Source organism: Mycobacterium sp. 050272, assembly GCF_039023525.1.
Classification (GTDB): domain Bacteria; phylum Actinomycetota; class Actinomycetes; order Mycobacteriales; family Mycobacteriaceae; genus Mycobacterium.
Genome location: NZ_JBCHKV010000019.1, coordinates 67,061 through 91,170, shown reverse-complemented (window position 1 = coordinate 91,170; position 24,110 = coordinate 67,061). Strand labels below are relative to the sequence as shown.

Annotated in this window: 28 protein-coding genes and 1 pseudogene; 14 read left to right on the top strand and 15 right to left on the bottom strand. The window is 64.9% G+C overall.

The window, feature by feature from the left end; all coding sequences use genetic code 11:
• Window positions 1-20: 20 nt before the first annotated feature.
• The 4 genes from AAHS21_RS27030 to AAHS21_RS27015 all read left to right on the top strand — a co-directional run bounded on the left by AAHS21_RS27030 (window position 21) and on the right by AAHS21_RS27015 (window position 3,967).
• Window positions 21-512: a carbonic anhydrase gene (locus tag AAHS21_RS27030; protein ID WP_342930584.1), complete on the top strand. Its 492-nt coding sequence runs from the start codon at window positions 21-23 to the stop codon at window positions 510-512.
• Between the two features lie 83 nt (window positions 513-595).
• Entirely contained in the window at window positions 596-1,576 is a 981-nt protein-coding gene (cysD, locus tag AAHS21_RS27025; RefSeq protein ID WP_342930583.1) for a sulfate adenylyltransferase subunit CysD, read from the top strand.
• Complete coding sequence (gene cysC / locus AAHS21_RS27020) at window positions 1,576-3,429, top strand: adenylyl-sulfate kinase (protein ID WP_342930582.1); 1,854 nt, start codon at window positions 1,576-1,578, stop codon at window positions 3,427-3,429. Before cysD ends, cysC begins: the two co-directional genes overlap by 1 nt.
• 55 nt (window positions 3,430-3,484) lie before the next feature.
• Complete coding sequence (locus AAHS21_RS27015; RefSeq protein ID WP_342930581.1) at window positions 3,485-3,967, top strand: RrF2 family transcriptional regulator; 483 nt, start codon at window positions 3,485-3,487, stop codon at window positions 3,965-3,967.
• A 10-nt stretch (window positions 3,968-3,977) separates the two neighbouring features.
• Here the strand turns inward: AAHS21_RS27015 and AAHS21_RS27010 are convergent, their stop codons facing one another.
• Complete coding sequence (locus AAHS21_RS27010) at window positions 3,978-4,367, bottom strand: VOC family protein (RefSeq protein WP_342930580.1); 390 nt, start codon at window positions 4,365-4,367, stop codon at window positions 3,978-3,980.
• A 19-nt stretch (window positions 4,368-4,386) separates the two neighbouring features.
• Entirely contained in the window at window positions 4,387-4,800 is a 414-nt protein-coding gene (locus AAHS21_RS27005; RefSeq protein ID WP_342930579.1) for a VOC family protein, read from the bottom strand.
• A 69-nt stretch (window positions 4,801-4,869) separates the two neighbouring features.
• Between AAHS21_RS27005 and AAHS21_RS27000 the strand changes: the two genes are divergently transcribed.
• Window positions 4,870-5,748 carry an LLM class flavin-dependent oxidoreductase gene (locus AAHS21_RS27000; protein ID WP_342930602.1) on the top strand — a complete coding sequence of 293 codons (879 nt, stop codon included), beginning with the start codon at window positions 4,870-4,872 and terminating at the stop codon, window positions 5,746-5,748.
• On the opposite strand, the gene AAHS21_RS26995 is transcribed toward AAHS21_RS27000, so the two are convergent.
• Both AAHS21_RS26995 and AAHS21_RS26990 read right to left on the bottom strand, forming a co-directional pair.
• Complete coding sequence (locus AAHS21_RS26995) at window positions 5,745-7,475, bottom strand: NAD-binding protein (protein WP_342930601.1); 1,731 nt, start codon at window positions 7,473-7,475, stop codon at window positions 5,745-5,747. The genes AAHS21_RS27000 and AAHS21_RS26995 overlap by 4 nt on opposite strands.
• A 136-nt stretch (window positions 7,476-7,611) precedes the next feature.
• Complete coding sequence (locus AAHS21_RS26990; protein ID WP_342930578.1) at window positions 7,612-7,983, bottom strand: nuclear transport factor 2 family protein; 372 nt, start codon at window positions 7,981-7,983, stop codon at window positions 7,612-7,614.
• 58 nt (window positions 7,984-8,041) lie between these two features.
• On the opposite strand from AAHS21_RS26990, the gene AAHS21_RS26985 reads away from it, so the two are divergent.
• Together AAHS21_RS26985 and AAHS21_RS26980 are read left to right on the top strand one after the other, a co-directional pair.
• Window positions 8,042-8,578, top strand: coding sequence for an NUDIX hydrolase (locus AAHS21_RS26985; protein WP_342930577.1), 537 nt, complete (start codon window positions 8,042-8,044; stop codon window positions 8,576-8,578).
• A gap of 115 nt (window positions 8,579-8,693) precedes the next feature.
• Window positions 8,694-9,203: a hypothetical protein gene (locus tag AAHS21_RS26980; RefSeq protein ID WP_342930576.1), complete on the top strand. Its 510-nt coding sequence runs from the start codon at window positions 8,694-8,696 to the stop codon at window positions 9,201-9,203.
• 19 nt (window positions 9,204-9,222) lie between these two features.
• On the opposite strand, the gene AAHS21_RS26975 is transcribed toward AAHS21_RS26980, so the two are convergent.
• Window positions 9,223-9,522: a DUF732 domain-containing protein gene (locus AAHS21_RS26975; protein WP_342930575.1), complete on the bottom strand. Its 300-nt coding sequence runs from the start codon at window positions 9,520-9,522 to the stop codon at window positions 9,223-9,225.
• A gap of 362 nt (window positions 9,523-9,884) precedes the next feature.
• Between AAHS21_RS26975 and AAHS21_RS26970 the strand changes: the two genes are divergently transcribed.
• The gene (locus AAHS21_RS26970) at window positions 9,885-10,532 is read left to right on the top strand and encodes a DUF1345 domain-containing protein (protein ID WP_342930574.1); all 648 of its coding nucleotides are present in this window, start codon (window positions 9,885-9,887) and stop codon (window positions 10,530-10,532) included.
• 16 nt (window positions 10,533-10,548) lie between these two features.
• On the opposite strand, the gene AAHS21_RS26965 is transcribed toward AAHS21_RS26970, so the two are convergent.
• The 4 genes from AAHS21_RS26965 to AAHS21_RS26950 form a co-directional block, all read right to left on the bottom strand.
• Window positions 10,549-10,983: a hypothetical protein gene (locus tag AAHS21_RS26965; RefSeq protein WP_342930573.1), complete on the bottom strand. Its 435-nt coding sequence runs from the start codon at window positions 10,981-10,983 to the stop codon at window positions 10,549-10,551.
• A gap of 183 nt (window positions 10,984-11,166) precedes the next feature.
• Window positions 11,167-11,472, bottom strand: coding sequence for a DUF732 domain-containing protein (locus AAHS21_RS26960; protein WP_342930600.1), 306 nt, complete (start codon window positions 11,470-11,472; stop codon window positions 11,167-11,169).
• A gap of 116 nt (window positions 11,473-11,588) precedes the next feature.
• Window positions 11,589-12,167, bottom strand: a complete 579-nt coding sequence (locus AAHS21_RS26955; RefSeq protein WP_342930572.1) for a helix-turn-helix domain-containing protein — start codon at window positions 12,165-12,167, stop codon at window positions 11,589-11,591.
• Between the two features lie 9 nt (window positions 12,168-12,176).
• Window positions 12,177-13,166 carry an NAD-dependent epimerase/dehydratase family protein gene (locus AAHS21_RS26950; RefSeq protein ID WP_342930571.1) on the bottom strand — a complete coding sequence of 330 codons (990 nt, stop codon included), beginning with the start codon at window positions 13,164-13,166 and terminating at the stop codon, window positions 12,177-12,179.
• A gap of 82 nt (window positions 13,167-13,248) precedes the next feature.
• On the opposite strand from AAHS21_RS26950, the gene AAHS21_RS26945 reads away from it, so the two are divergent.
• Complete coding sequence (locus tag AAHS21_RS26945) at window positions 13,249-14,058, top strand: SDR family oxidoreductase (RefSeq protein ID WP_342930570.1); 810 nt, start codon at window positions 13,249-13,251, stop codon at window positions 14,056-14,058.
• A gap of 66 nt (window positions 14,059-14,124) precedes the next feature.
• Here the strand turns inward: AAHS21_RS26945 and AAHS21_RS26940 are convergent.
• Window positions 14,125-14,913 (bottom strand): annotated as a pseudogene (locus AAHS21_RS26940) (SDR family NAD(P)-dependent oxidoreductase).
• Between the two features lie 44 nt (window positions 14,914-14,957).
• Here AAHS21_RS26940 and AAHS21_RS26935 point away from each other — a divergent pair.
• Complete coding sequence (locus AAHS21_RS26935; protein WP_342930569.1) at window positions 14,958-15,524, top strand: carboxymuconolactone decarboxylase family protein; 567 nt, start codon at window positions 14,958-14,960, stop codon at window positions 15,522-15,524.
• Window positions 15,525-15,552: 28 nt separating this feature from the next.
• On the opposite strand, the gene AAHS21_RS26930 is transcribed toward AAHS21_RS26935, so the two are convergent.
• The 3 genes from AAHS21_RS26930 to AAHS21_RS26920 form a co-directional block, all read right to left on the bottom strand.
• Window positions 15,553-16,152, bottom strand: a complete 600-nt coding sequence (locus AAHS21_RS26930) for a S1 family peptidase (protein WP_342930568.1) — start codon at window positions 16,150-16,152, stop codon at window positions 15,553-15,555.
• 660 nt (window positions 16,153-16,812) lie between these two features.
• Window positions 16,813-17,481 (bottom strand): aspartyl/asparaginyl beta-hydroxylase domain-containing protein, encoded by a 669-nt coding sequence (locus AAHS21_RS26925; protein ID WP_342930567.1) that lies wholly within the window; start codon window positions 17,479-17,481, stop codon window positions 16,813-16,815.
• 120 nt (window positions 17,482-17,601) lie between these two features.
• Window positions 17,602-18,369 carry an aspartyl/asparaginyl beta-hydroxylase domain-containing protein gene (locus AAHS21_RS26920; protein ID WP_342930566.1) on the bottom strand — a complete coding sequence of 256 codons (768 nt, stop codon included), beginning with the start codon at window positions 18,367-18,369 and terminating at the stop codon, window positions 17,602-17,604.
• A 517-nt stretch (window positions 18,370-18,886) separates the two neighbouring features.
• Here AAHS21_RS26920 and AAHS21_RS26915 point away from each other — a divergent pair.
• Window positions 18,887-19,294: a hypothetical protein gene (locus AAHS21_RS26915; protein WP_342930565.1), complete on the top strand. Its 408-nt coding sequence runs from the start codon at window positions 18,887-18,889 to the stop codon at window positions 19,292-19,294.
• Between the two features lie 153 nt (window positions 19,295-19,447).
• On the top strand, window positions 19,448-20,347 hold the full coding sequence (locus AAHS21_RS26910) for a fatty acid desaturase (protein ID WP_342930564.1): 900 nt from the start codon (window positions 19,448-19,450) through the stop codon (window positions 20,345-20,347).
• A 144-nt stretch (window positions 20,348-20,491) separates the two neighbouring features.
• On the opposite strand, the gene AAHS21_RS26905 is transcribed toward AAHS21_RS26910, so the two are convergent.
• Window positions 20,492-21,271: an alpha/beta fold hydrolase gene (locus AAHS21_RS26905; protein ID WP_342930563.1), complete on the bottom strand. Its 780-nt coding sequence runs from the start codon at window positions 21,269-21,271 to the stop codon at window positions 20,492-20,494.
• A gap of 90 nt (window positions 21,272-21,361) precedes the next feature.
• On the opposite strand from AAHS21_RS26905, the gene AAHS21_RS26900 reads away from it, so the two are divergent.
• Together AAHS21_RS26900 and AAHS21_RS26895 are read left to right on the top strand one after the other, a co-directional pair.
• The gene (locus AAHS21_RS26900; RefSeq protein WP_342930562.1) at window positions 21,362-23,128 is read left to right on the top strand and encodes a GNAT family N-acetyltransferase; all 1,767 of its coding nucleotides are present in this window, start codon (window positions 21,362-21,364) and stop codon (window positions 23,126-23,128) included.
• Window positions 23,129-23,524: 396 nt separating this feature from the next.
• Window positions 23,525-23,677 (top strand): hypothetical protein, encoded by a 153-nt coding sequence (locus tag AAHS21_RS26895; RefSeq protein WP_342930561.1) that lies wholly within the window; start codon window positions 23,525-23,527, stop codon window positions 23,675-23,677.
• A 61-nt stretch (window positions 23,678-23,738) separates the two neighbouring features.
• Here AAHS21_RS26895 and AAHS21_RS26890 read toward each other — a convergent pair whose 3' ends face one another.
• Entirely contained in the window at window positions 23,739-24,080 is a 342-nt protein-coding gene (locus AAHS21_RS26890) for a DUF732 domain-containing protein (RefSeq protein ID WP_342930560.1), read from the bottom strand.
• Window positions 24,081-24,110 lie beyond the last annotated feature (30 nt).

Here is a 24,110-nt window from a genome sequence, read left to right as displayed (position 1 = left end):
TTCCATCCGAGGAGGCTTGCGTGACGGTCACCGATGATTACTTGGCAAACAACGCCGGTTACGCCAGCGCATTCCATGGTCCACTGCCGCTGCCGCCGAGCAAACACGTCGCGGTCGTGGCGTGCATGGATGCCCGGCTCGACGTCTACCGCGTCCTCGGCCTGAACGAGGGCGAGGCCCACGTCATCCGCAACGCCGGCGGAGTTGTCACCGACGACGTCATCCGGTCACTGGCCATCAGCCAGCGACTGCTGGGGACCCGCGAGGTGATTCTGATTCACCACACCGACTGCGGGATGCTCACCTTCACCGACGACGAATTCAAGCGCGCTATCCAAGAAGAGACGGGTGTGAAGCCGCCGTGGGCGGCCGAGGCGTTCGGGGACCTCGCCGAGGACGTCCGGCAGTCGTTGCGCCGCATCGAAAACAGCCCGTTCGTCACCAAGCATGTATCGGCGCGCGGCTTCGTCTTCGACGTCGCCAGCGGCAAGCTCGAAGAGATAACCGTCTAGCGCCTTGCGCGCCGGCCGCCGCTACCAGCGCCATTGACACGGCCGGGTCCGGGCTGGTTCTATGAACGTCAATGACCGTAAACATGGTCAGTTCTACCAAGATTATCCGGATAAGCGGTTTGGACAGGGAAGCCATGACCAGTGGTGTGACGACGGGCCCTGCGGCCGGTCAGTACGAATTGAGCCATCTGCGCTCGCTGGAGGCCGAGGCCATCCACATCATCCGTGAGGTGGCCGCGGAGTTCGAGCGGCCGGTGCTGTTGTTCTCCGGCGGCAAGGACTCCATCGTGATGCTCTACCTGGCGCTCAAGGCGTTCCGCCCCGGGCGGCTGCCGTTCCCGGTCATGCATGTCGACACCGGCCACAACTTCGACGAAGTGATCTCGACCCGGGACGAACTCGTCGACGAGTTCGGGGTGCGCCTGGTGGTGGCGTCGGTGCAGGAGGACATCGACGCCGGACGGGTCGTCGAGACCATCCCGTCGCGCAACCCGATTCAGACCGTGACGCTGCTGCGTGCCATCCGGGAGAACAAGTTCGACGCCGCGTTCGGCGGCGCCCGGCGTGACGAGGAGAAGGCCCGCGCCAAGGAGCGGGTGTTCAGCTTCCGCGACGAATTCGGCCAGTGGGACCCCAAGGCCCAGCGTCCCGAGCTGTGGAACCTCTACAACGGCCGGCACCACAAGGGCGAGCACATCCGCGTCTTCCCGCTGTCGAACTGGACCGAGTTCGACATCTGGTCCTATATCGGCGCCGAGAAGGTCAAGCTGCCGTCCATCTATTACGCCCACCGGCGCAAGGTGTTCGAGCGCGACGGGATGCTGCTGGCCGTGCACCGCCACATGCAACCGCGCGCCGACGAGCCGGTGCTGGAGAAGACGGTGCGGTTCCGCACGGTCGGCGATGTCACCTGCACCGGGTGCGTGGAATCGGAGGCCGCGACGGTCTCGGAGGTCATCGCCGAGACGGCGGTGTCCCGACTGACCGAGCGCGGCGCCACCAGGGCGGACGACCGCATCTCGGAGGCTGGAATGGAAGACCGGAAACGGCAGGGTTACTTCTGATGGCTGCACCAACGACACTGCTCCGCATCGCGACGGCCGGCTCGGTCGACGACGGCAAGTCCACCCTGATCGGGCGGCTGCTGTACGACTCCAAGGCCGTGATGGAAGACCAGTGGGCCGCGGTCGAAAAGACCTCGAAAGAGCGCGGCCACGACTACACCGATCTGGCGCTGGTCACCGACGGCCTGCGGGCCGAGCGGGAACAAGGCATCACGATCGACGTCGCCTACCGCTACTTCGCGACTCCCCGGCGCAAATTCATCATCGCCGACACCCCGGGGCACATCCAGTACACCCGCAACATGGTCACCGGTGCGTCGACCGCCGCACTGGTGATCGTGCTCGTCGACGCCCGCCAAGGTCTGCTCGAGCAGTCCCGGCGGCACGCCTTTTTGGCCTCGCTGCTGGGCATCCAGCACATTGTGCTGGCCGTCAACAAGATGGATCTGATCGACTGGGACAGAGAGAAATTCGAAGCGATCAAGAACGAATTCCACGCGTTCGCCGCACGTTTGGACGTGCAGGACGTGGCGACCATCCCGATGTCGGCGCTGCACGGCGACAACGTGGTGACCAAATCGGACAAGACGCCCTGGTATGAGGGTCCCGCGTTGCTCTCGCATCTGGAGGAGGTCTACGTCGCCGGTGACCGCAATCTGGTCGACGTGCGCTTCCCGGTCCAGTACGTGATCCGGCCGCAGACCCACGAGCATCGCGACCACCGCAGCTATGCCGGAACGGTGGCCAGCGGCGTGATGCGCCCCGGTGACGAGGTGGTGGTGCTGCCGATCGGCAAGACCACCCGGATCACCGAGATCGAAGGCCCCAATGGCCCTGTGGAAGAAGCATTTCCGCCGATGGCGGTCTCGGTGAGCCTGGCCGACGACATCGACATCTCGCGTGGCGACATGATCGCCCGCTCCAACAACCAGCCCAGGGTCACGCAGGAATTCGACGCGACCGTGTGCTGGATGGCCGACGGCGCGGCACTCGAGCCGGGCCGCGATTACGTCATCAAGCACACCACCCGAACCACCCGAGCGCGGGTCACCGCGCTGGACTACCGGCTCGATGTCAACACCCTGCATCGGGACAAGAGTGCTACGGCGTTGAAGCTCAACGAACTTGGCCGTATAACTCTGCGCACGCAGGTGCCACTGCTGCTCGACGAATACACCCGCAACGCGAGCACCGGTTCGTTCATCCTGATCGATCCGAACACCAACGGCACGGTGGCGGCGGGCATGGTGTTGCGCGACGTCGCGGCGCAGAAGGCCAGCCCGAACACCGTCCGGCACAAGTCGCTGGTCACCGCCGAAGACCGGGCGGCTCGCGGCCGGACGGTATGGCTCACCGGCCTGTCGGGTGCGGGTAAATCGTCGGTGGCGATGCTCGTCGAGCAGAAGCTGCTCGAAAAGGGCACTCCCGCTTATGTTCTCGACGGCGACAACCTGCGCCACGGCCTGAACGCCGACTTGGGCTTCTCGATGGCCGACCGCGCGGAGAACCTGCGCAGGCTCGCTCATGTCGCGACGCTGCTCGCCGATTCCGGCCAGACGGTGCTGGTGCCCGCGATCAGTCCGCTGGCCGAGCACCGCGAGATGGCTCGTAAAGTGCACGACGATGCCGGATTTGAGTTCTTCGAAGTGTTCTGCGATACCCCGCTCTCGGAGTGTGAAGCGCGTGATCCCAAGGGGCTGTATGCCAAAGCCCGCGCGGGCGAAATCACGCATTTCACCGGCATCGACAGTCCGTATCAGCGGCCCAAGAATCCGGATTTGCGGTTGATCCCGGACTGTTCGCTCGAGGAAATGGCTCAGCGCGTCATCGACATGCTGGAGCTGCGCGCCTAGCCCGCAGACCCGAGCATCCGCATCGCAATGCGCCGATGGTGGCACAATCCTCAACGTGCGGATGTCGGCGAAAGCGGAGTACGCGGTGCGGGCGATGATTCAGCTCGCCACCGCGGACAGCGGCACGCTGGTCAAGACCGACGATTTGGCGCAAGCGCAGGGCATACCACCGCAGTTTCTCGTCGACATCCTGACCAACCTGCGTACCGATCGTTTGGTGCGCAGCCACCGCGGCCGCGACGGGGGTTACGAGCTGGCCCGTCCGGCCAGCGAGATCAGCATTGCCGACGTGCTGCGCTGCATCGACGGGCCGCTGGCCAGTGTCCGCGACATCGGCCTCGGTGACCTGCCGTACTCGGGGCCGACGGCACCCCTGGCCGACGTGTGGCGTGCGCTGCGCGCCAGCATGCGCTCGGTCTTGGAGGAGACAATGCTGGCCGATGTGGCGTCGGGCGCCCTGCCCAAACACGTGGCGAAGCTCGCCGACGACTATCGCGGCCAGGAGAGCCTGCGGCATGGCCCTGCACGCGCCGACTAGCCCGGTTGGCTCAGCCGCCTGATCCGTAGGGCCGAGTCAAGATCTCCATCGCGTGCCCGCAGGGATCCAGGAAGTAGACCCCGCGGCCGCCGTCGCGGTGGTTGATCTCGCCGGGCCGGCTTTGCCGTGGATCGGCCCAATGCTGCAGGCCGCGCGATTGGATCTTGCCGTAGATCGTTTCGAACTCCGGCTCGGACACCAGGAAGGCGTAGTGCTGGCGCCGGATCTCCTGCCCCTCGGGGGCGTCCGCGTAATCGAGGCTCACCCCGTGCTCGAGCGCGACGACCATGAAGTGGCCAAATGGCTTCGGGGCGGGCAGGTCGAAGAGCTCGGCGAGGAATTCCGCGGATTCGTGTTTGTCGCGGGCGGCGACGATGGTGTGGTTGAAACTGATGGACATAGTTCTTTCCAGTATTCCCCTATTTGGGCGCGGTCAGCTCCAGCGCGATGTTGTCCGGGTCGCGGAATTCCAGAATGTAGGACGGCCCGATATCTTTGATCGGCTCGTGCTCGACGCCCAGTTCGTCGAGATGTGCTGCCGCGGTGTCTAATTCGTCCAAGCTGGCCAGCCGAAAAGCGATGTGGTCAAGACCGCAACGGTCTTCGTGGAAGCGATCCGAGGCGACCGGCCGCAGCCCGAGCAGCGTGCCGCCGAGGTCGTAGATGACACCGCCGTATAAGAAGGAGAACTGGTTGCGGGTTGCCTCGTCGGCATTTTCGGGAAGTTCCAGCAACACCGGCCAACCGAACACGCTCTCGTAGAACTGCCGTGATCGCTCGATATCGGTGACGGTCAGTCGGACATGTGCGATGGAGGTACTGGCTAACGACACTCACCCCATGCTGCCACTGGAGAGACGACATGTTGAGGGCATGCCAGAATCGCCGTCGTGCGGATAGCAATGACGATGCCGGTGATGGAGCCGGATTTAGATGCCACGGTGCTCGAGACCTGGGCACGCGCGATCGACGAGGGCCCCTTCTCGTCGCTGTGCTGGGGTGAACGCATCGCGTTTGAAAACCCGGACAACCTCACGCTGCTCGGTGCGCTCGCGGCCTGGACGAAACGGGTGCGCCTGATGACGACGGTGATCGTGCCGCAGCTGCACGATCCGGTGATGTTGGCGAAAGGCCTGGCAACCGGCGACATGCTGTCCGGCGGACGGTTGACCGTCGGCATCGGCGTGGGTGGCAGGCACGAGGACTACCACGCAGTGGGCGCCGACCCGGCGTCGCAGACCATGCGCGACATGGCCGCGCGAGTCGCGGTGATGAAGCGGGTATGGGCCGGTGAAAAGATCACCGAGTCGGTGCTCCCGGTCGGGCCGGCACCCGTCCAGCCCGGTGGTCCGCCGTTGTTCGTCGGCAGCATCGGGCCGAAGACCATCCGCAGCGCGGCCGCCTGGGCCGACGGGCTGGCCGGCACCACCCTGGACCTGGACGTCGACAAGCAAAATGAGCTCTTCGACGTCACGCGGGAGGCGTGGGCGCGGGCCGGCAAGCCCAAACCGCATCTGGTGACGTCGTTCTGGTTCGCGTTCGGCACGCCCGAGGAGTCGCGCGCCCAGGTGCATCGGCACCTGCGCCGCTACATGAACTGGATCCCGGCCGAGTACGTGGACGCAATGGCCCCGATGACCGGCTGGGCCGGCGACGAAGACGAGCTGCTCGCGGTACTGCGCAAATTCGAGGAGATCGGCACCGACGAGGTTCAGCTGATTCCGACCAGTTCCGATGTCGACCAGGTGCGCCGGGCCGCCGACGTCGCCACGCGGCTCTAGGCCGGTAGCCGCTCGCGACCGACCTCCGGCTGCGGGGGTTGACCCTTTTGCAGCGTCGCGACCAGCTCGCGGTAGGGGCCCACGAGGTAGACGGTGTCGCCGGCGCGCAGCCGGGCGTCGCGTCGCGGGTGCAGCTGGACCGGGGTGTCGTCCCGGGTGATTGCGATGACGCGGGTCTGCGTGGACAGTTCGAACATCCGCATCCCGTCGAGCTCGCTGCCCGCCGCCACGTGCATGCCGCCGACCATGAAGTAGCGCTGCCCGACCGAGAACGTCCCCAGCACCTGCAGGCCCATCGCGGCGCCGACGAACCACGGTGCGGCCAGTGCGACGGTCGAACGCACGGTGTCAAAACCGAACCGTTCGGCCACCGCGCTGCCGAGCGCGTGGTCAAAAATACGCAGCACGATCGGCACATCGGGCCGGATGACTCTCGGCATCACTCGCGGACCGAGCATCTCGCGCAGCACGATCCCGGTCTCGATGTTGGTCATGTCGTCGTGGGTCAGCACCGCGATCGCACGCGCGGTGTCGACCCGGGCCGCGTCCAGCGTCTGGCGCAGCGTCGCATCCCCGAAGATCACCGGCACCTTGAGTTCGGCGGCGGTCGACAGGTAGCTGTTGTTCTCGTCAATCTCGATCACCGCGACCTCGTATCCGGCGGCGGTCAGGTCGGCGACGACGCGGCTGCCGAACGAGCCGAGTCCGACGACGACGACGTGGTTGCGCAGATGGCGCGCCCGCCGGCGGCCGGCGGTGTGGGCGAATCGCTGCGAGATCAGCAGGTCGGCGATGAACGCCACCAGGACCGCGGTGGTCATCAACCCGCCGAACATCAAACCGATGCTGAACAGTCGCAGCCAGGTGGGCTGCGTGAGGAAGCTGAAGTCGCCATAGCCGACCGTCGCGATCGTCTCGGTGCTGAAGTACAACGCGTCGACCCAGGTCATCTTCGCGTGCGGTTGGTAGCAATAGCGCAATAACACCGTCGAGCCGATCAACACGGTCAGCACCGCGGCCACCGCGCGCATGAACATCGGGTTGACGTCGTTGCGCAGGCCGCGGGCGACGTCGATGGCCAGACGCACGCGGCGCTGACGGATGCGTGTCGTGTTGGGCCGCGGGGCCTTGATGCCGCGTGCCATCAGCTCGTCGACGGTGCCGATCATCGCGGTCCAGTCTCCGGCGTGAACCTTGAGGTCGCGGCCAGGACAGGTCTCCAGCAACCCGGGCGCATGCGAGTTCTCGCCGTGAATCACCGCGACCGGCGCCAGGTCGGCGTAGATCTCGCGCAGCGTCGCGTCATAGGGTGCCTGCGAGCCCGAGACGAGGAACTTGATGCCGGCCGCTTCGAACGGGTGCACGGTGTGCGCCAAAGCAGCCTCGACCACCGACGGCGCCGCCAATTCGGCGACATCGAGGATCGCTCCCGGACCGTTGTCGTCGGCGACGGCTTCGCGCAGTACATCGTTGGCCAGCCGGGCGACCACGCGCACATTCGGATTGGATTTCCTTGCCAGTAAAGCGATTTCGAGGTTGATCGCGTCGTCGTCGCCGGCGCAAACCACGGCGGCGGCGCGCACGATCCCGGCCTCGATGAGGTCTTCTTTGGTGTCGGCGACGGTGTCGTCGATGAGCTTGACCACAGTGGCGCCGGCGTTTTCCAGCTCCTCGGCGATCGTCGTCGCCAGCGCGTCGTCACCGCTGACGATGATGTGGCCGTGCATGCTCACCCGCCTCCCGAGAACGTCACATTGCTATGACTATCGGCTACTGTGCCGATTTCTGCCAGCGCAACACCCGCCACGGCGATGGCCAGCCCAGCGCCGGGTCCGTATTTTCTTGGGCTGTAATGGTTTTGCGCTACAGGACACGGACGTCGGAGGGCCCCCAGAACGCCCGCATCGACGTGATCTTCGCGTCGTCGTCGAACGTCATCAGCGAGATGGGCGAAATTCGGGTGCGGGTGTCGCCGGCCTCGAGCGTCAGGTGCCAGTAGAACGCCGCCTCGTTGCCGCCGACGCGTATTTCGGCGAGTTCGGTGTCTTTCTTGGCGTCTTGGAACGCCGTGTAGAACTCGCGCACCGCGTCGCGGCCGCGCCGGACTTCCGATCCGGCGGGATCCTCGATGGTGGCATCGGCGGAGTAGAGGTTCACAATCTCGTCGGTAGCGCCGCTGGCGACGTGGGCGAGATAGCTGTTGACGGTGTGGGTGATGGCTTCTTGGGAAGGCATGGCTCCGGACGCTACCTGTTCGCCATGGCGGTCGCTTCGGGTTGGTGATACTAGCAACGTGCCTTTCATCGAACGCCTCGCATCGCGCGAAATCTATCGGAATCCGTGGCTGATCCTCCGTGAGGACGATATCCGCCGCCCCGACGGCAGCCCCGGCATCTACGCCGTAGTGGATAAGCCGACTTATGCCCTGGTGATGCCCTATGACGGACGCCGATTCCGGCTGGTCGAGCAGTTCCGCTATCCGCTGGGCGCGCGTCGCTGGGAGTTCCCGCAGGGCACCGCACCCGATCTGGCCGACACCGAACCCGCCCAGCTGGCCGCGCGCGAGCTGCGCGAGGAAACAGGGTTGAGCGCCGCGTCGTTCGAGGCACTTGGCCTGCTCGACGTCGCTCCCGGCATGACCAGTCAGCGCGGCTGGGTGTTCCTGGCCACGGGGATCTCCGAGGGGCAAGCAGCCCTCGAGCACGAGGAGCAGGACATGCGCAGCGCATGGTTTTCCCGCGAAGACGTCGAGGAGATGATCCGCTCGGGGGTGATCGCCGACGCGCAGTCCGTGGCCGCCTACGGGCTGTTCCTGTTGCACGGGCGATGAGTTTCGGGGCGGGGCCGGGTGGAACCGTTCGGCGCCAAGAAGTTTCGGCTGGACTGGGGCATTACCGTGCGATCGTGTCCGTGCCGAGATCGCATCGCGTCATCGAGTCCGCACCATGGGCACGGTGTGCTCGCGTTACCTGGCCGCGCTGCTCGGCATCGTCGCGATCCTTGGCGTGCCCGCGATTTCGGCGCACGCCGCGACACCCGTGTGGAATGGCAAGTACTCGTTGGTCAGATACGCCGTGAACAAGACCGGCACCAGCGTGGCGGCCGGTCAAGCCGAACCCACCTTCAGCGCCGACTACGTCTTCGTGACGTCGTGCGCGTCGGGCAGCTGCGTCGCGACCGCGACGAACGGGCCGGTCCCGAAAAACCCGACGCTGCCCCAGCCGTCCCACTACACCTGGGACGGAGCCCGCTGGGTGGAGCACTTCAATTTTCAGTGGGATTGCTACATGGGTGAAGGGGCTCCGAAGGTCTGGGCACCCGCGACGTCATGGGCCTTCTACGCGCCGCAACCGGACGGGTCGCTGCGTGGCACCTGGCACACCGACATCTCCGGCGGCCCATGCCGCGGGACGGTGGAGATGCCGGTGGCGGCGTTTTCAGCGGCACCGCGATAGCCGCGGCCCGCTCAAGCCATTAGGGGCAGTAGTTGGATTCCGCGGCGCTGACGACGCCGGTCGCGTCGCTGAGGCTGATCCCCGGGTTCTTGCTCTGCACCACCTGGGCCAGCTGGTCCGGGGTCTCGCCGTTGGCGCGGTCGGCGCAAATCAAGTGTCCGAGCTGGATCAACGCGGTGGGGTCTCCGGTGAGGCCGATCTTCTTGATCTGCGCGAGGTACCCGTCGTCGTCGGCGACCGCGATCCCGGTTCCCACGGTCAACGCGGTGGCAGCAATAGCGGGGACCGTCAATAAGCACAGTTTGCGAGCGGAAATCATGGTCGGCTCCTTGTTTGGGAGAGGCGGTGCAACCGCATCATTATGCGATTCCTGAAGCGGCCGTGCGCGCCGAATTGACGCAGCGGGCAAAGATTAGCACCGTGCTGGTCGCCCCGTCGGCGCGCTCGAGATCACGATGTTTCTGACGGAGACGTTGCTGGGCGCGGCGTCGACGGGCCCGTCGGTGGCAAAGTCGGGACGGCAATTGGTTCGGTGTGGTCATGGCCGGCAGCAAATGGGCAGGCTACGACATGGAAAGCCACTTAATTCCAATACCCACGAAATAGTGAACGTCGGCAATGATGTCTTTTTCGGAGTTTCTCCCGAGTGTCGCTATCCGATGATGGTTAGGTCGGGATGTGATGTCCTGGGTGAAATTGCTCCGCGACACCGTTGCGGTTCGGATGGCGGTTGTCGTGGTGCTCGGCGTGGTTGTCGCCATCCTGGTGGGACATGCCCTCGGTTCGCGGTATGCGCTGGTCGGCTGGATCACCGCCGCGGGGGTGTATGTGGTGTGGACGCAGCTCATCCTGCGCGGAATGGACGCTGACCAAACCCGCGAGTGGGCGACGCGAGAGGACCCGACCCGGTGGCTCGCGGACGCGATCATCCTGACCGCAAGCATCGCAAGCCTGGGTGGCGTCGGATATGTGGTGGCCGCTGGGTCGCGCTCCGGCGCCCAGGCCCTCCAAGCGGCCATCGTCGGCATTCTGAGCGTGGCGGCATCCTGGTTCGCCGTGCACACGCTGTACACCGTGCACTATGCGCGGCTCTACTACTCCGGCAATCCCGGCGGCATCGACTTCCATGATCCGGAGCCGCCGCGATTTCAGGACTTCGCGTATGTCGCCTTCACCGTCGGCATGACGTATCAGGTGTCAGACACCGAGATCAATCTGACGTCCATCCGCGCCGCGGTGTTGCGTCAGGCGCTGGTGTCTTACCTACTGGGCGCGGTGGTTCTGGCGGTCACGATCAATTTGATCGCGGGGCTGGGCTCCAAGGTGTGATCGAAAGGTGTTGCAGCTAGCCAATTTTCGTCAGGGTGAAGGTGTCGTGGGAGTCGGTGAGGCCGCAGGGCGCGGTACTGTCCAAGAAGACGGCAAGGCCGGTGAGCGTCAGCGGGTCCCATGATTGGTGAACGGTGACCGGGTGCAGGCTGTTGTCGTTCGGACATATCGCGGCCTCCGGGATAGTGCGCGTCACGCTGTACTGGCCGTCGATGAGCGGGGCGTTGAACCCTTGACCCGGAGCGGTCGTCACGTGAGCGACGCAGACCTGCTTGCACGTGGTGTTGATCGTCCACGTTCCGGTGTCGCCGTCCTCGTCCGCGTAGTGGTAGACACCGTTCAATTTCGTGTCGTCGGCGGCGGCCAGTGGCTCGGCCGAGGCTGGCAGTGCCGGCAACGTGGCCGCGCCAGCAAAGAACGCGGTAGTCGCGATGAATCCGCTTATCCTCATCTCTTCCGTCCTCATCTCCCGGTTTAACCGCTGCGCGGCCACCTGGCGAGAACGTATCAGCAAACTAATGGGAGGTATTCGTTTGCCCCGAGACGCATAGCGAATTGAAAGACAACTTGGTCGGCTGTACCGAAATCTTCTATGAAATCGGCATGCGTCCCGGATCCTGCCGTGTCGAGGCGTTCAGCAGTGCGGCGCCCAGCACCTCTGGGTGGGGCAGTAGGTCGCGTGCGCGATGCCGACCATCGATGCCACGTCACCGACCGCGATGCCTCTCGGATCCAAGTTGGCGTGCACGTCTCGGGCGATCTGGTCGGCGGTCCAGCCCCAGCCGAGATCGTCGCAAATGAGCTGGGCCATCCCGATCAGGGCGCCCTCGTGTCCCGGCGGCCAGGACAGGCCGGCGGCGCGCAGTTGAGCAAGGTATCCGTCATTGACGGGATCGGCAGTCGCCATCGGTGCGCTCGAAACCAGGGCGGCACTGACCAATGCGGGAGCGGTAATTCTGACCAGCCAGGCAGATGTGGACATGGAGTCAGTGTGCGCCAAATGTGTGAAGAACAAAGAAAGTCGGGATAGCCGTTGAGCTCCGCCAACCTTGGCCATCATGGGCGCGGGCCGCCGAGACCTGCGGCGGCCCGGATCTGTCGGCGAGCCGCACCGCGATCAGTCTCGGGAAATATGTAGTGGCTCAAGGCAGTCCGCGCGATGGCGCCGGCCACGTCGCGGGGATCCACCGCCGCGGCCAGCGCTCCCTCGCGGGCGCAGCGCTGCAAGACCTGTATCAGCCCTTCGGTGATCATCGGTAGTGCCGCGGTCAGCTGGTCGTGTGCGAAGCCCGGCTCGAGGTCGAGCAGCCGACCGGGCGGCGCAGCCTCGAGGAACCCCGCGACGACGTCGACCGCCGCCTCCAATCGTGCGACACCGACGACTCCCGACATCGCGTCGTCCATCGCCGTACCGAACCGACGGCGTTCGCGTTTTCCCATCGCGTCGATCAGGTCTTCCTTGGACACGAAGTAGCGGTAGATGGTGGGCCGTGACACGCCGGCCAGCGTTGCCACGTCCGACAGCGACAGTTTGCGGGCGCCGGTCCGGAAGATCAGCCGTTGCGCGGCGTCCAGGATTCGGTCGGACAGATCTCCATGATCGGAACGGGGTCTGCGTGATTCGGCGCTCGACACCGTGGCGGCCTACAGCTTGCCGAGTTTGCGCAGCCACGAGATCAACAGCCGCAGCCCATCGTCAAAGGACATCGGCGCATACCCGAGGCGCCTGGCGGTCAGGTTGTCTTTGCTTCTGGGCTTGCGCTGGATGCGGGCCGCAGCTTGCGCGATGGCCATCAAAGTGGGCCCGAATTCGGCCGTCAGCGCCTCGGGATCGGTGCGGTAGTCGAGATCCTCGACCCGGTGTTCGATGCCGGCCACCTCGCAGGCCCGGTTGATGCCACCCGCCGTGCTGAAGGTGTCCTCGGGCCGGCCGACCAACAGGTAGCGCTCGCCGGGGACCCCCTGGTCCAGAGCGGCGATCGAGCCCTTCGCAACATCCGCTCCGGCCACCCAGGTCACCGGGAAAGCCAAGTAGCGCTTGATCTTTCCGCGCATGCCCGCCAACAGCACCCGATTGAAGCTGGTGCGGTGCAACGCGCGTTCGGTGACCAGGCCGGGCCCGAAGATGGCGCCCGGGTGACACGTCAGCACGTCGTCGCCGGCGGCCGCACGCCGGTGGGCATCCTGGAATGCGGCGAGCTTGGTGACGGTGTAGGGATCGTTGGGCGGGTTCTTCAGCACTGGCGCCTCTTCGAAATCGACGCCCGTGCTCAGATCGAGGAAGGTGGCGGTGCTCAGGGCGACCACTCGGCGCATGCCGTGCGCCTTGCCCGCGTCGAGGACGTTCGTCGTGCCGACGACATTGACGGCATTGAAGTCGTCGAGGTCCTGACTGGCACCGCCCAGCAGCGCGGCGCAGTGGATCGCGGCCTCGGCGCCCTTGGCCGCATTGAGCACGTCGTCGGCGTCGCTGATGTCGCCCTTGACGAGCTCGACGCCGATCTCGGCCAGCGCGGCGGCGTCGTCGGGATTGCGTACCAGGGCGCGGACGTGGTCGCCGCGCTCGATCAGCTGCTCGCAGACGTTCCCGCCGGTCTGACCAGTCGCGCCGGTGACAAAGATCGTGCTGGCCATCGCGGCCTTCCTGCCGTTACACATCGAACAGACTTAGTGAGAACTGTAAACCGTGAGGTGGGATTGTTCTATAGTCGACGCCGTGGCACTCGATCCCTCCAGTGTGCTGCTGACCGATCGCGTCGCTGTCGTGACCGGCGGCGGCGCGGGCATCGGCCGCGGCATCGCGGCCGGGCTGACGGCATTCGGTGCGCGGGTCGCGATCTGGGAACGCAACCCCGATACCTGCGCGGCCGCTGCCGGCGAGATTGGCGCTCTGGGCATTCCGGTCGATGTCCGGGACAGCGCCGCGGTCGACGCCGCGCTGGCCCAGACCGCGGGCGAGCTCGGGACGGTGTCAATCCTGGTCAACAACGCCGGCGGCGTCTTCTGGTCGGGGATCCTCGACACCAGTGAGAACGGCTGGGACGCTCTGTACAAGTCGAATCTGCGCCACGTGTACCTGTGCACGCAACGGGTGGCCCGCGTCCTCGTCGAGCAGAAGCTGCCCGGCAGCATCATCAGCGTCACCTCGATCGAGGGCGTGCGTGCTGCGCCCGGCTATGCGACCTACGCGGCCGCCAAAGCGGGCGTGATCAACTACACCAAGACCGCCGCGCTCGAGCTCGCGCCGCACGGCATCCGGGTCAACGCGCTGGCCCCCGACATCACCTGGACCGAAGGTCTCGAGCAAATCGCGCCGCCGGGATCCCAGCAGCGGATGGGGTTCACGGTTCCGATGGGACGCGCGGGTCACGTCGACGAAATGGCCGGGGCGGCAGTGTTTCTCGCATCCGACATGTCCAGCTACGTCACCGGCCAGACGATCCACGTCGATGGGGGCACGCATGCCGCCGGCGGTTGGTACCACCACCCGGAAACCGGGGCATACGCGCTCGGGCCGACAACTTAATAAGGATTTCGTTAATTCACGCCCGCCGTTCGCAATCGCGGTTGTGTTGACAATTGCTGCGATTAATTAACCGCCGGTATTCATTGCGACATGCGCGGACATCCCGCCGTCGATCGAAATCATTTGTCCGGTGATGTAGCGGGACTGCTCGGAAGCCAGAAACACCACGAGCTCTGCGACGTCTTGTGGTTCTCCGACGTACGGCGTCAGGGTGGCTCGACCCAGGCCGTCGAGGATGTCGGGGGACAGGTGCGCGCGCACGGCGTCGGTCAGGATCAATCCGGGCACGATCGTGTTCGCCCGGATGCCGCCCTTGCCCTCGCTGGTGGCCACATACATCGTCAGGGCGTGCACCCCCGCCTTCGAGACGCCGTAAGCCAGCCGGGTGCGCTCACCCGACAGCGCCGCGCCCGACGACATGTTCACGATCGAACCTCCACCGCTGCTACGCATTTCGGAAATAGCTTATTTGCACATCAACAGCTGGGAGCCGAGGTTGACGTCCATGGACCGCTGCCACACCTCGATGGACATCTCCGAGACCGTGGTGTCGCGAGACAGGAAACTGCTCGCGGTCAGCGCGGCGTTGTTGTGCAGGACATCGAGGCGGCCGAACTCCGCCACCGTCGCGCGCACGACGGAGTGCGCCACGTCTTCCTCGGCAAGATCGCCGCCGAGCGCGATTGCTCGCGCGCCGGTGTGCCGAATCCGATCGGCGACCTCGCCGGCCTTGATTTCATCGATATCGACGACAGCAACCGCCGCGCCTTCGCGGGCTAATTCGGCTGCGGTCGCCGCACCAATCCCGCCGGCACCTCCGGTAACTATTGCGACCTTTCCGGCGAGTCTGGACATGATTTCTCCTTCTCAGCACCGCATGAAAAAGATAACCTGAATTAATGCCGCGTATTGCACCAATCCCGATGGAAGAACTCAGCGCGCATTCCCGCGAAATCGTCGATGCCGGCGTGGCCGCCGGGCTCTACGCGACGCCGGTGCCGTTGCAGATCTTCGCCTATCGCAGCGCGCAGCTCGAACAGGTGAACATGGCGCGGACGCACCTGGGTGCCGGCACTCTGCTCGGCGGACGCATTCTCGAGCTATTGCGCATCCGCAGCGCCCAACTCGGTGAATGTGAGCCGTGTAGCCAGTCGCGCAAACATGATTCGATCACCGACGAGGACGTCGTCTGCCTGCTCGCGCCGGGCCACGACACACTCACCCCGCAGGAGCGGATGGCGGTCGAGTTCCTCGATCTGCTCTCGGCCGACCATCACGCGATCGACGACAAGTTCTACCGGCGGTTGGGCGAGCACTTTACCGCCGCGCAGATCATCGAGCTCGGGTTCACCTGTGCCGGTGTGATGGGGCTGCATCGCTTCATCCACACTCTCAACGTGTACGGCGACTCGCCGCCCGTCATCGAATACGGCCGGGACCAGGTCGACGCGGCGAAGGCGGTGTGAAGATTGCGAGCCGATCCTTCAGCCATGCTCAGGGGAGAATGCGTAAGCTCCACCTGCCGAGCAGTGGATACACGAGTGTGAAGTACGTGGTGTGGTCATCACCTTCCGGTGAAGACATCAAGATGCCGACCGCACTAACGCTGCCATCTGCGTTCTTCACGAAGCCGGGACTGCCGCTGTCGCCTTTCAAGCTGTAGACGCTGGCTTCGACCACCCCGTCCTCCACGCTCTTGACGGTGCCGCAAGTCTCACCGGTGACCGCGCCGAATTTGCAGAACGCCGCGCCTACTTGAATTTGGGAGGGGCTCAACACATCTCGGACCGGGTACTTGCCGTCGACATCTCCCACTGGTATACCGACGCTTGGGTCGAGGCGGATGATGGCGGCGTCCTTGTTATCGCCATCGTTCTCGCTCGCGGTGATCCTTCCGAGCGGGACATCCTGCTCGTACGTCCACATGGAACCGTCGTGCGCGTCGCAGTGTCCACTGGTCAACAGGTAGTAGTTGTCATCGCTGCCTTGGGCCGCGAAACCCGCTGTGCACCTGCCGCTTTCATCGTCGACTTCGATGCCCGGCATCGGCGGTCCAGCGGCGCGCCCAATGGCCGCAAGCGCCGTCGCGGCCATCAACACGGCACCAGCGGCCGCGAGGCTGCGAAGCCATACCGTCGTGGCATGGACCCGGACGCGGTTTGTTCGCTTCACCGACTAGTCCAGACGAGTGGCGTTGCACTCACTGATGCCCCGCAACATAGTGAGGCGTTTCTCAAGTTCTCGCGTGGCGACCTCGCACGCTGAGCCGGGATCGTCGGCCGCGGTGGCTGGCACGGTTAGGGTGATTCTGCGCTGTGTGCCGCCGATGGACTCCCAGTCAGTGAACATCGGCGACTGCTCTACAAACGGTCGTGCCGGTTCCTGGTGAGGGATATCCGCATAGATGTTCACACGCCAATTCATGTTGTTGACTCCAACCGTCGGGCCGTCGCGGCTACGTGAGCGATGGCTGTCGATGATGCTGTGAGCGGGCCCGCGCCGGAAGGGTGCTGAATCCGGATCCGACGCGGGCCCATCTGGGTGCCTGCTGACTCGCGCCCAGAACCCCATCGTCGCGTCGGTACCGGACCGGCCACTAGGGACTAAAGACTCCAGTTGTCTGCGAATGCTGGCCGACCCGTGACCCACGGCGCTTGGGAGATGTGGCCGCTCGGGACGATGTCGGGTGCGTACGGGGCGATTCAGGGTGGCGGTGACAATCTGTCCGCCGACAGTCGCGACGAAGGCGCACCGTTAATCCATTGCGGCAGTTTGCCTCTGGTGCCACCGCTCAATATTGCGCACCCCGTCGCGCACGAAAGGACTCGACCGCAACAGAGCGAACAAGGTGTCGCGCACCAGCGAGCCGGGGAAGCGCAGCGGCCGCTTCACGTGAAGCAGCAGGATCACGCGGTGATCCTCGGTGTCGTTCCACACCTCGTGCGGGAACATGTCGTCAAAGATCGCGATGTGGCCCTCCTGCCACACCACCTCATGGTCGCCGATCGCCATCCGACAGTTCTGGCGGTCACGCGGCACGGTGAGGCCCAGATGGGCGGTGACGATGGCCTTGGTCGGCCCGGTATGGCGCGGCACGTGTGCGCCGGGCAGCATTACCGAGTACATGGCGGTCATCAGGCCCGGGATGCGCTCGAGGGCCCGCGCCGTCTCGGGGCAGCGGCCGCAGTTGACGTCGCTGCGGATCCCGTAGCCCCACAGGAAAAAGGAGCGCCAGCGCTCATCGACCGCGATCTTTTCATGATCGACCGAAATCTCGCGCAACGCGGGAACGGACATCGGGTCGCGCATCACCTCCCGGGCCTCGTCGCGGATGGCGGTCCAGTTCTCGGCGAGGTCCGTCGTCCAGGGAAACACCTCGTTCGGGAAGACCTGGTATTCCTCAGTCGCCGCGAACCGCATCATGATCCGGTCGATGATCGGTAACAGCCAGAGGCCGAATGCGATGATCAGTTCGCGACCGGACTTGAGCGTTACCATCTTGTATTCGGCTGTCCTAGAGAACATTCCGCTCGCTCGTACGCCTTAGACCGCACGGCTCGAGCGTTGCGTCGGGACAACGGCGGGCGCTGACGGCGCGGCAGTGTCCAGCGAGTCCCCGTTTCGGTAAAAGGTCTTCTCCCATTTCTTGTGCGCCTTCTTTCCCTCCCTGATGAACGGGGTGAAGGCGGCGATGTTGAGGAGCAGCCAATTGACGAGGGAGGCCGGGAAGCGCAGCGGCTTGACGAAGTCGACGAACAGCACGACGCGGGTTTCGTCGGAGCGGTTCCATGCCTCGTGTTCGTATGAGTCGTCGAAGATCAGGACCTTGCCTTCGGCCCACTCGCAGATGGTGTCGTCCACGCTGATCGCGACCGTGCCGGGCGCGGCGTCCGGCACGAGCAGGCCGAGGTGGAGGCGGAGCACGCCGTTGTAGGGTCCGCGATGTGGCTTGAGGTGCTTTCCCGGCTCGAGGACCGAGAACATCGCCGTCTTCATACCCGGGATCGTGTGCAGGATGCGCCACGTGTGCGGGCACCGGCGAATGGCCTCGGCCGACTTGGCGCCGTAGCAGGCCAAGACGAACGTTTTCCAGTCGCGGTCGGTGCTGATCGAGCGCAGCTCACTCAAGATCTCGTGGCAGCCGGGCAGCTCCTCCTTGCGGATTAGCAGGCTATCGAGTTCGGCGCGGACCTGGTGCCATTCACGCTCGATGTCCATCGCCCACGGAAACTCCTCGACGTCATACACCGGTCGATTACCGAGTTTCGCGTACTTCTCGTTCAGCTCCTGAGCCCATTCGACTATATGCATCAGCGCACGATTCATGAGTCCAGGCCGGTTCAAAGTGTCTTCGACTCCCGCGGTGCGCCGGACCGAACCTGCCATGAATTCAGCCTTTCTGTGGCCGCTATCTCGCAATACATATAGGGCCGATCCTGTCCAGGTCCCGAAAGGCCCGACCCGACCCTAGCCGCAACCTCGTTATTCGCTCAACACACGCGCCGGCCAACACGTTTCGTCACCGACCGGCCATGTAATGGCAACGGGACTGACAGGTTATCTTGCCCGCCGGAGGGCTACCACTGGCTCGAGACGCGGGAAACGGAGTCGATGTCGTTGCGGATTACCCAGTGCGATGCGAGGATGTTCGCGAAGAAAGCAATAGCGGCAAGCTGAATCAATGCTTAACGTACCCAAGAAAAAGGGTTGTCATGCGTACCGCAGTTTTCGACGAGACAAATTCTCCTACCATCAATTCACCTTCCATCAAATTGCATGTCACAGAACTGCTCGCGTCGATCGGGTACCGGCCACTCGCTGTGGGCGCGTGAGGGCGCACGCCCGGCCAGTGTTGGCCGCGCTGTTCGGGGGCGGGGCATACGGCTGCTGGGCGGCGTTTACTCACCACCGGCTCGGCTTGGAGGTGGCGGTGCGCGCGGGCTTCGCACAGCTGGCACTGAGCGTGATCGCGACCCTGTTGGCGGTGCTGATGCTTGAACGGCTTTTCCGCGTGCCGTCGGATCCCGTGCGCGGCTTCTGGTTGGCCGCGCTGGGAACTTCGACGCTGAGTGCGATTTGGCTGTACGTGGGCCACGAGCTGGCGGCCACACCCAACATTGCGGTGACGATTGCACCCCCCGTGATTGTTGGCACCGCGTCGGACTTCCTTTACGCCGGTGCGCTGCTCGTGCTGGCCAGAAGGGGCGCTGGCACCAAGGGGGCGTCCGTTCGCTGAGAGCGCGGCCGCCACCGTTCGCGGCGGGGTCCGGCCCATATTCGCGTCAACCGATCCTGAACAGGGGAGCAGGCGGTCATGGCAGTAATCCAGTCAACGACCTGGCGAGCCGCACAAGATGGCAAGTCTGGCCGCGTCACCTCGTGCGTGTTAGTGGCGGTGGCGCTGGCCGGCCTATGCCTCCAGCTATTGGTCCTGCCGCTCTGGTTGTTGCCGGCGGATCCGGCCTTCGGATGGCTGCTGGCGCCGATCGCGCTGCTTTCGATGCCGTTCTGGTCGCTGATCCACGAGGCCATCCACGGCACGTTGATGCGGCAAAGGAAATGGAACGATGGCTGCGGTCGGGTGCTTGCCATCGGCTATGGCGCGCCATTTGTGCTGCTCAAGTCCGCTCATCTGTTGCATCACCGGTACAACCGGACCCGCCGGGAGCGGACCGAGGTCTTTGATCCGGCAACCTCAAGTTGGGCTGCGGCGGCTCCCGCGTACTACCTGCACCTTCTGGGCGGGCTTTACGCCATTGAGGCCGCTTCGGTGTTGCTCGTCGCCGCGCCGCGCCGGCTCTGGCGCTACCTGGGGCGCCTGCTCGACTCGCCCGACACGTTCGGCGGCATGTTGCTCGAGGGCATCAGCCGACGGCATCTGGGGGAGTTCCGCGCGGACGCGGTTTTGGTGGTCGCGGCGTATGCGGCCGCGGGCTTCGCCTACGGTCGGCACGTCTGGATGCTGGCCGTCGCGATCGCTGCGCGCGCGGTTTTGATCTCTATCGCGGACAACGCATACCACTACGGCACCCGGCTCGACGCGCGGCTGGAGGCGCTGAATCTTCGGCTGCCGCGAGCTTTGGAACGATTCGTCCTCGCATTCAATTTGCACAGCGTTCATCACCGGCATCCGGGCCTGCCCTGGTACGAACTTCGCTCGGCATTCCTGGCCGACGATGACGAATTCCACCTCGGCTGGTTCACGGCCATGGCGCGGCAACTGCGTGGCCCGATCTCGGCTGATGCGGCCGACCTTCGGCAACCCAAACATTGCGTTGATAACACTTAACCGAGCGACGCTAAAGGGCAAGCGAGACAAGGACATTGACTCCGTTGTCCCGATCTGATCACCTGAAGACGTCGCCGCCGCGTTGGGCCGACGTCGTGGTTGGGCAGTGCGCTCAATCGCAGCGGTATTCATCTGCCGAACAAGTCAGCCTCTGCGGGCGACGTCTTGGCTCAGGATCTGGGGCCAGGTCTCGACATCGGCCGGGACGTGCGCCACGGTGAGCGTTGACCGCGGCATCAGTGCGGCAAGCGATTCCGCCGTCGACATCGGATGCGCCGGGTCGCCGACCCAGGCCAGAATCGTCGTCGGCACATCGATTCGTGCGACCGCTTCGCGAGCGGGCAGGTCGCTGAGAGCCGCGCCTCGAAACAGTGACGGCAGCAGCGCATCGGCCACATCCGGAACTGTTTCGGGCGCGCCGGCCGTGGCTGGCGGCGGTGTCGCCCCACGCGCCGACGCGATGAATGCCCCGACTCCCTCGGTTTCGATAAGTTCGGCCGCAACCCGGTAGATCGCCGCCTGCGCGGGCCGGGTTTCCCACGCGGTGGCGGGCACCATGAGCGTGAGGCCGGCGAAGCGGTCCGGCTCGCGGGCAGCCGCGTGCAGCAGCGTGCCGGTACCCATGGACGGGCCGACTCCGTGCACCCGTTCGCCGGGAAACCATTTGTCGAGCAGCTGCAGAAGATCCTCGGCAAGGCTTTCCCATCGGTAATCCTCGTCGACCTTGCGTCCGGTCGACTTGCCATGCCCGCGTGCGTCGTACCGCAGCAATCGGGTCCCGCTGAGGCCCCTGCCGAGGTCGAGATTGAGCACCCGGTCACGCGCGCGGCTGGAGGTAAGTCCGTGCAGCTGAACTACCGGATGACCACCTTCGTCGCTCAGTTCAACCGCGAGCTCTGCTCCAGGAACCACGAAAGTGGACATCACCCAACTCTTCTCACGACCGGAAGGCTCGCCCCGGAGCCGACCGCGCAGACCGAGCATTCAGGCTAACTGGGGCGTTAGGGTACCGCCATGCGGCTGACCAACGTGGCGCACCTCCGGCTACCCTTCGGTCGGCTCTGGGGCTACGACGTGTCGATGTCTGACCTCGGCCGGCAGCTCCCGGTGTCGTTTGACCAGCGCATACACGTTGGTGCGGGCGCACGACCCGGCTCCTGGATGGCTCTGTCCATTCGGTTGCCGGCGGGGGTCAGTCGCCAGTCGTTGGCCGATGCGTGGCTGGCCGTGATCGCCCGCCACGGCACCCTACGAACGGCATTCACACCCGGGCCGGACGGCGATCCGCAGCTACACGAGATCGAAATTCACCCCGGCAAGTGGGTCGAGCACGAGATCACTCCGGGCCAGGCGGTCAACGACGCACTGCGAGTAGTTCTCAATGCGACGTGCTCGCCCTATGCGCGGCCCTCACACCGATTGTGTGTGCTGGAGACCGCCGCCGGATTGACGGTGGTGATCGCCGCCGACCACGCCCACGTGGACATGTGGTCGATGCTGGTGATTGCCCGGGACCTGTTGTCCGTGCTCGCTGACGCGCGCATCGGTCGTACCTCGTCGCTGCAGCCGCCGCCGGCATTTGTCGTGCACACGCAAGCACTGTTGGACCGTCCCGTGGCCCCGGACCATGTGCGCGCGCGATGGGCACAAATCATCAGCGACAGCGGTGGGGTGATGCCACGGTTTCCGCTGCCGTTGGGTGAGTGCGGGCCGTATCCGGAACGCGTTGAAGTGCGTGACGTGTTCGATGTCGATGACGGCGCCGCGTTCGTCGCGCAGGCACGCGACGACGGTGTCTCGACGCTGGCACTCGCTGTGGTCGCCATGACTGCGGTGACTGGCGAGTTGGCCGGGGCTCCGCTGCGCGCGGTCTTCCCCGTGCACAGCCGATTTGAAGAAAAATGGCACGACTCGGTGGGCTGGTTCATCACCAATTCGGTCCTGGAGTCGCCGGTTGCCGAGCCGCACGCCGCGGCCGCCGCCGTCAAAGAAGCCGTGCAGCTGGGTTCCTGGCCACTGGCCGACGTGCTGGCTCCGTGGGGTGGAATGCCCATCGCGCCCGGCATGTTCGCGATTTCGTGGCTCGACCAAACCCGACTTCCGGTGCGCATCGACTCGGTCGGACTCGACGCGCAGTATGTGAGCGCGAGCGTTGACACCGACGGCGTGATGCTCTGGTTCATCCGGGACGAGTCCGGACTACATCTGCGATGCCGCTACCCGGATACCGCGGAGGCACGAACCAACGTGGGGGCGTGGCTGGACCTGTTGGTGGCGCGCCTACAGGCTCTGGCGCAGTCCTCGGTTCGAGGACTGCTGCGGGTCGCGGGCCGCACATATCGTGTGCAGCGCGCGACGCGCGAACACGTGGGGGTGATCGCCCAGCTGCTCTCCGACGACGAATTCAGTCAGGATCGCGAAGACGCCGAACTGGAACGGTACGAGGCGGCCTACGACATCGTGGTTCGCAACCGATCCAACTATCTCGGAGTCGTCCTGAACAGTTCCGAAATGGTCGTCGCGACAGTGCAATTGACGATCATTCCCGGCCTTTCCCGCGGCGGCGCCACCCGGCTGCAGATCGAGGGATTACGGGTCGCCAAAGCCGAACGCGCGCAGGGTCTTGGTACTGCACTCGTCGAGTGGGCACACAACTACGGCCGAGGGCACGGGGCGCAGCTGGCGCAGGTGACCACGGACGAGGCTCGCGAACGGGCTCGGGCGTTCTATCGCCGGCTCGGGTACCACGCCGCCCACGTCGGGCTGAAACGCACCATCTGAGTCCATGCCACGGTGATTAGCCGAGCTGACTAACGGCAGTGCCCCCGGCCGGATTCGAACCTGCGAGATACGGTACGCTAGCAAACGTACTGCCAGGGAAAAATGCTCTTTAACAGTAAGTTCGCAAAAGACAGCAAGTGACAGTGAGTGCCAGGAAGTGCCATTCTGGGCGTCGTTGGGTGCAGATGAGGTGCGGAGATCGGCTCCGCAGCCGCCCCGCACGGCAAAGGAGACACACCCGAGATGGGCACTACGCGCCACAGACCGCATCCCCTGCTTTCGGCGCCGGCTCATCGAGCGCGAGCAGCGGGATCAAGCGCAGCTCGATCCGCGTGTCTACCTTTCGCCGGGTCCGGCTGCCGAGCAGGTAGCCGCAATCCAGCCGCCCCCCTGTGTATGCTGGCCGACCTGAAAGCAGATGTGCCCGTCGTGATTCCGGCGTGGAAGCTGCGGGGTCGTCGCTTCGGCCATTTGGCGCAACGGATTCCGTGGTTAGCGGACGCCACCTATGTCGTGGTGCACGCCGACGACTCCATCGCGATCCGGTGAGTCCAGCGGTCGCCTGGTCGCTGGATTACCGGCTGCCCAACCTAGTTTCCGCCGTCCCGCGTCAGTGACCAGCTCCGGGGCAAAGATCTTGCAGTGCGTAATGCACAACAGTCCCCGCTTCGGCATTGCTTGCCTGGTAGCCCCCATGGGCTAGATGACCAACGAGCCAATCACGTGCAGCGTCAGAAGTTGCGCCATCGCTGAGCTTGGAACAAACATCGTTTCCGATAGCAATGAGCCCCGAGTCTGGTATCGAGGGATGCGCAATACCTGGCGAGTGAAGGTCAGCCAGATATTGGTTGGCATCAGCACGGGCGGCGGGTGTCAGCAGCGCTGGTATGCCCCACACAGCGGCCAGAACTGTGAACAATGTGCTTACCACTTTTCTCACGTCATCGGTCACGGGCAATCACGCTAGCTGGCTGAAAGGCGG

What these genes read in the sequence shown, in the direction of transcription:
- cysD (WP_342930583.1), top strand. Translation starts at nt 596, where the DNA reads ATGGTCAGTTCTACCAAGATTATCCGGATAAGCGGTTTGGACAGGGAA.
- cysC (WP_342930582.1), top strand. Translation starts at nt 1,576, where the DNA reads ATGGCTGCACCAACGACACTGCTCCGCATCGCGACGGCCGGCTCGGTC.
- AAHS21_RS27010 (WP_342930580.1), bottom strand. Translation starts at nt 4,367, where the DNA reads ATGTCCATCAGTTTCAACCACACCATCGTCGCCGCCCGCGACAAACAC.
- AAHS21_RS27000 (WP_342930602.1), top strand. Translation starts at nt 4,870, where the DNA reads ATGACGATGCCGGTGATGGAGCCGGATTTAGATGCCACGGTGCTCGAG.
- AAHS21_RS26995 (WP_342930601.1), bottom strand. Translation starts at nt 7,475, where the DNA reads ATGCACGGCCACATCATCGTCAGCGGTGACGACGCGCTGGCGACGACG.
- AAHS21_RS26990 (WP_342930578.1), bottom strand. Translation starts at nt 7,983, where the DNA reads ATGCCTTCCCAAGAAGCCATCACCCACACCGTCAACAGCTATCTCGCC.
- AAHS21_RS26980 (WP_342930576.1), top strand. Translation starts at nt 8,694, where the DNA reads ATGGGCACGGTGTGCTCGCGTTACCTGGCCGCGCTGCTCGGCATCGTC.
- AAHS21_RS26975 (WP_342930575.1), bottom strand. Translation starts at nt 9,522, where the DNA reads ATGATTTCCGCTCGCAAACTGTGCTTATTGACGGTCCCCGCTATTGCT.
- AAHS21_RS26970 (WP_342930574.1), top strand. Translation starts at nt 9,885, where the DNA reads ATGTCCTGGGTGAAATTGCTCCGCGACACCGTTGCGGTTCGGATGGCG.
- AAHS21_RS26965 (WP_342930573.1), bottom strand. Translation starts at nt 10,983, where the DNA reads ATGAGGATAAGCGGATTCATCGCGACTACCGCGTTCTTTGCTGGCGCG.
- AAHS21_RS26950 (WP_342930571.1), bottom strand. Translation starts at nt 13,166, where the DNA reads ATGGCCAGCACGATCTTTGTCACCGGCGCGACTGGTCAGACCGGCGGG.
- AAHS21_RS26935 (WP_342930569.1), top strand. Translation starts at nt 14,958, where the DNA reads ATGCCGCGTATTGCACCAATCCCGATGGAAGAACTCAGCGCGCATTCC.
- AAHS21_RS26930 (WP_342930568.1), bottom strand. Translation starts at nt 16,152, where the DNA reads ATGGCCGCGACGGCGCTTGCGGCCATTGGGCGCGCCGCTGGACCGCCG.
- AAHS21_RS26925 (WP_342930567.1), bottom strand. Translation starts at nt 17,481, where the DNA reads ATGATGCGGTTCGCGGCGACTGAGGAATACCAGGTCTTCCCGAACGAG.
- AAHS21_RS26920 (WP_342930566.1), bottom strand. Translation starts at nt 18,369, where the DNA reads ATGCATATAGTCGAATGGGCTCAGGAGCTGAACGAGAAGTACGCGAAA.
- AAHS21_RS26905 (WP_342930563.1), bottom strand. Translation starts at nt 21,271, where the DNA reads ATGTCCACTTTCGTGGTTCCTGGAGCAGAGCTCGCGGTTGAACTGAGC.
- AAHS21_RS26900 (WP_342930562.1), top strand. Translation starts at nt 21,362, where the DNA reads ATGCGGCTGACCAACGTGGCGCACCTCCGGCTACCCTTCGGTCGGCTC.
- AAHS21_RS26895 (WP_342930561.1), top strand. Translation starts at nt 23,525, where the DNA reads ATGCTGGCCGACCTGAAAGCAGATGTGCCCGTCGTGATTCCGGCGTGG.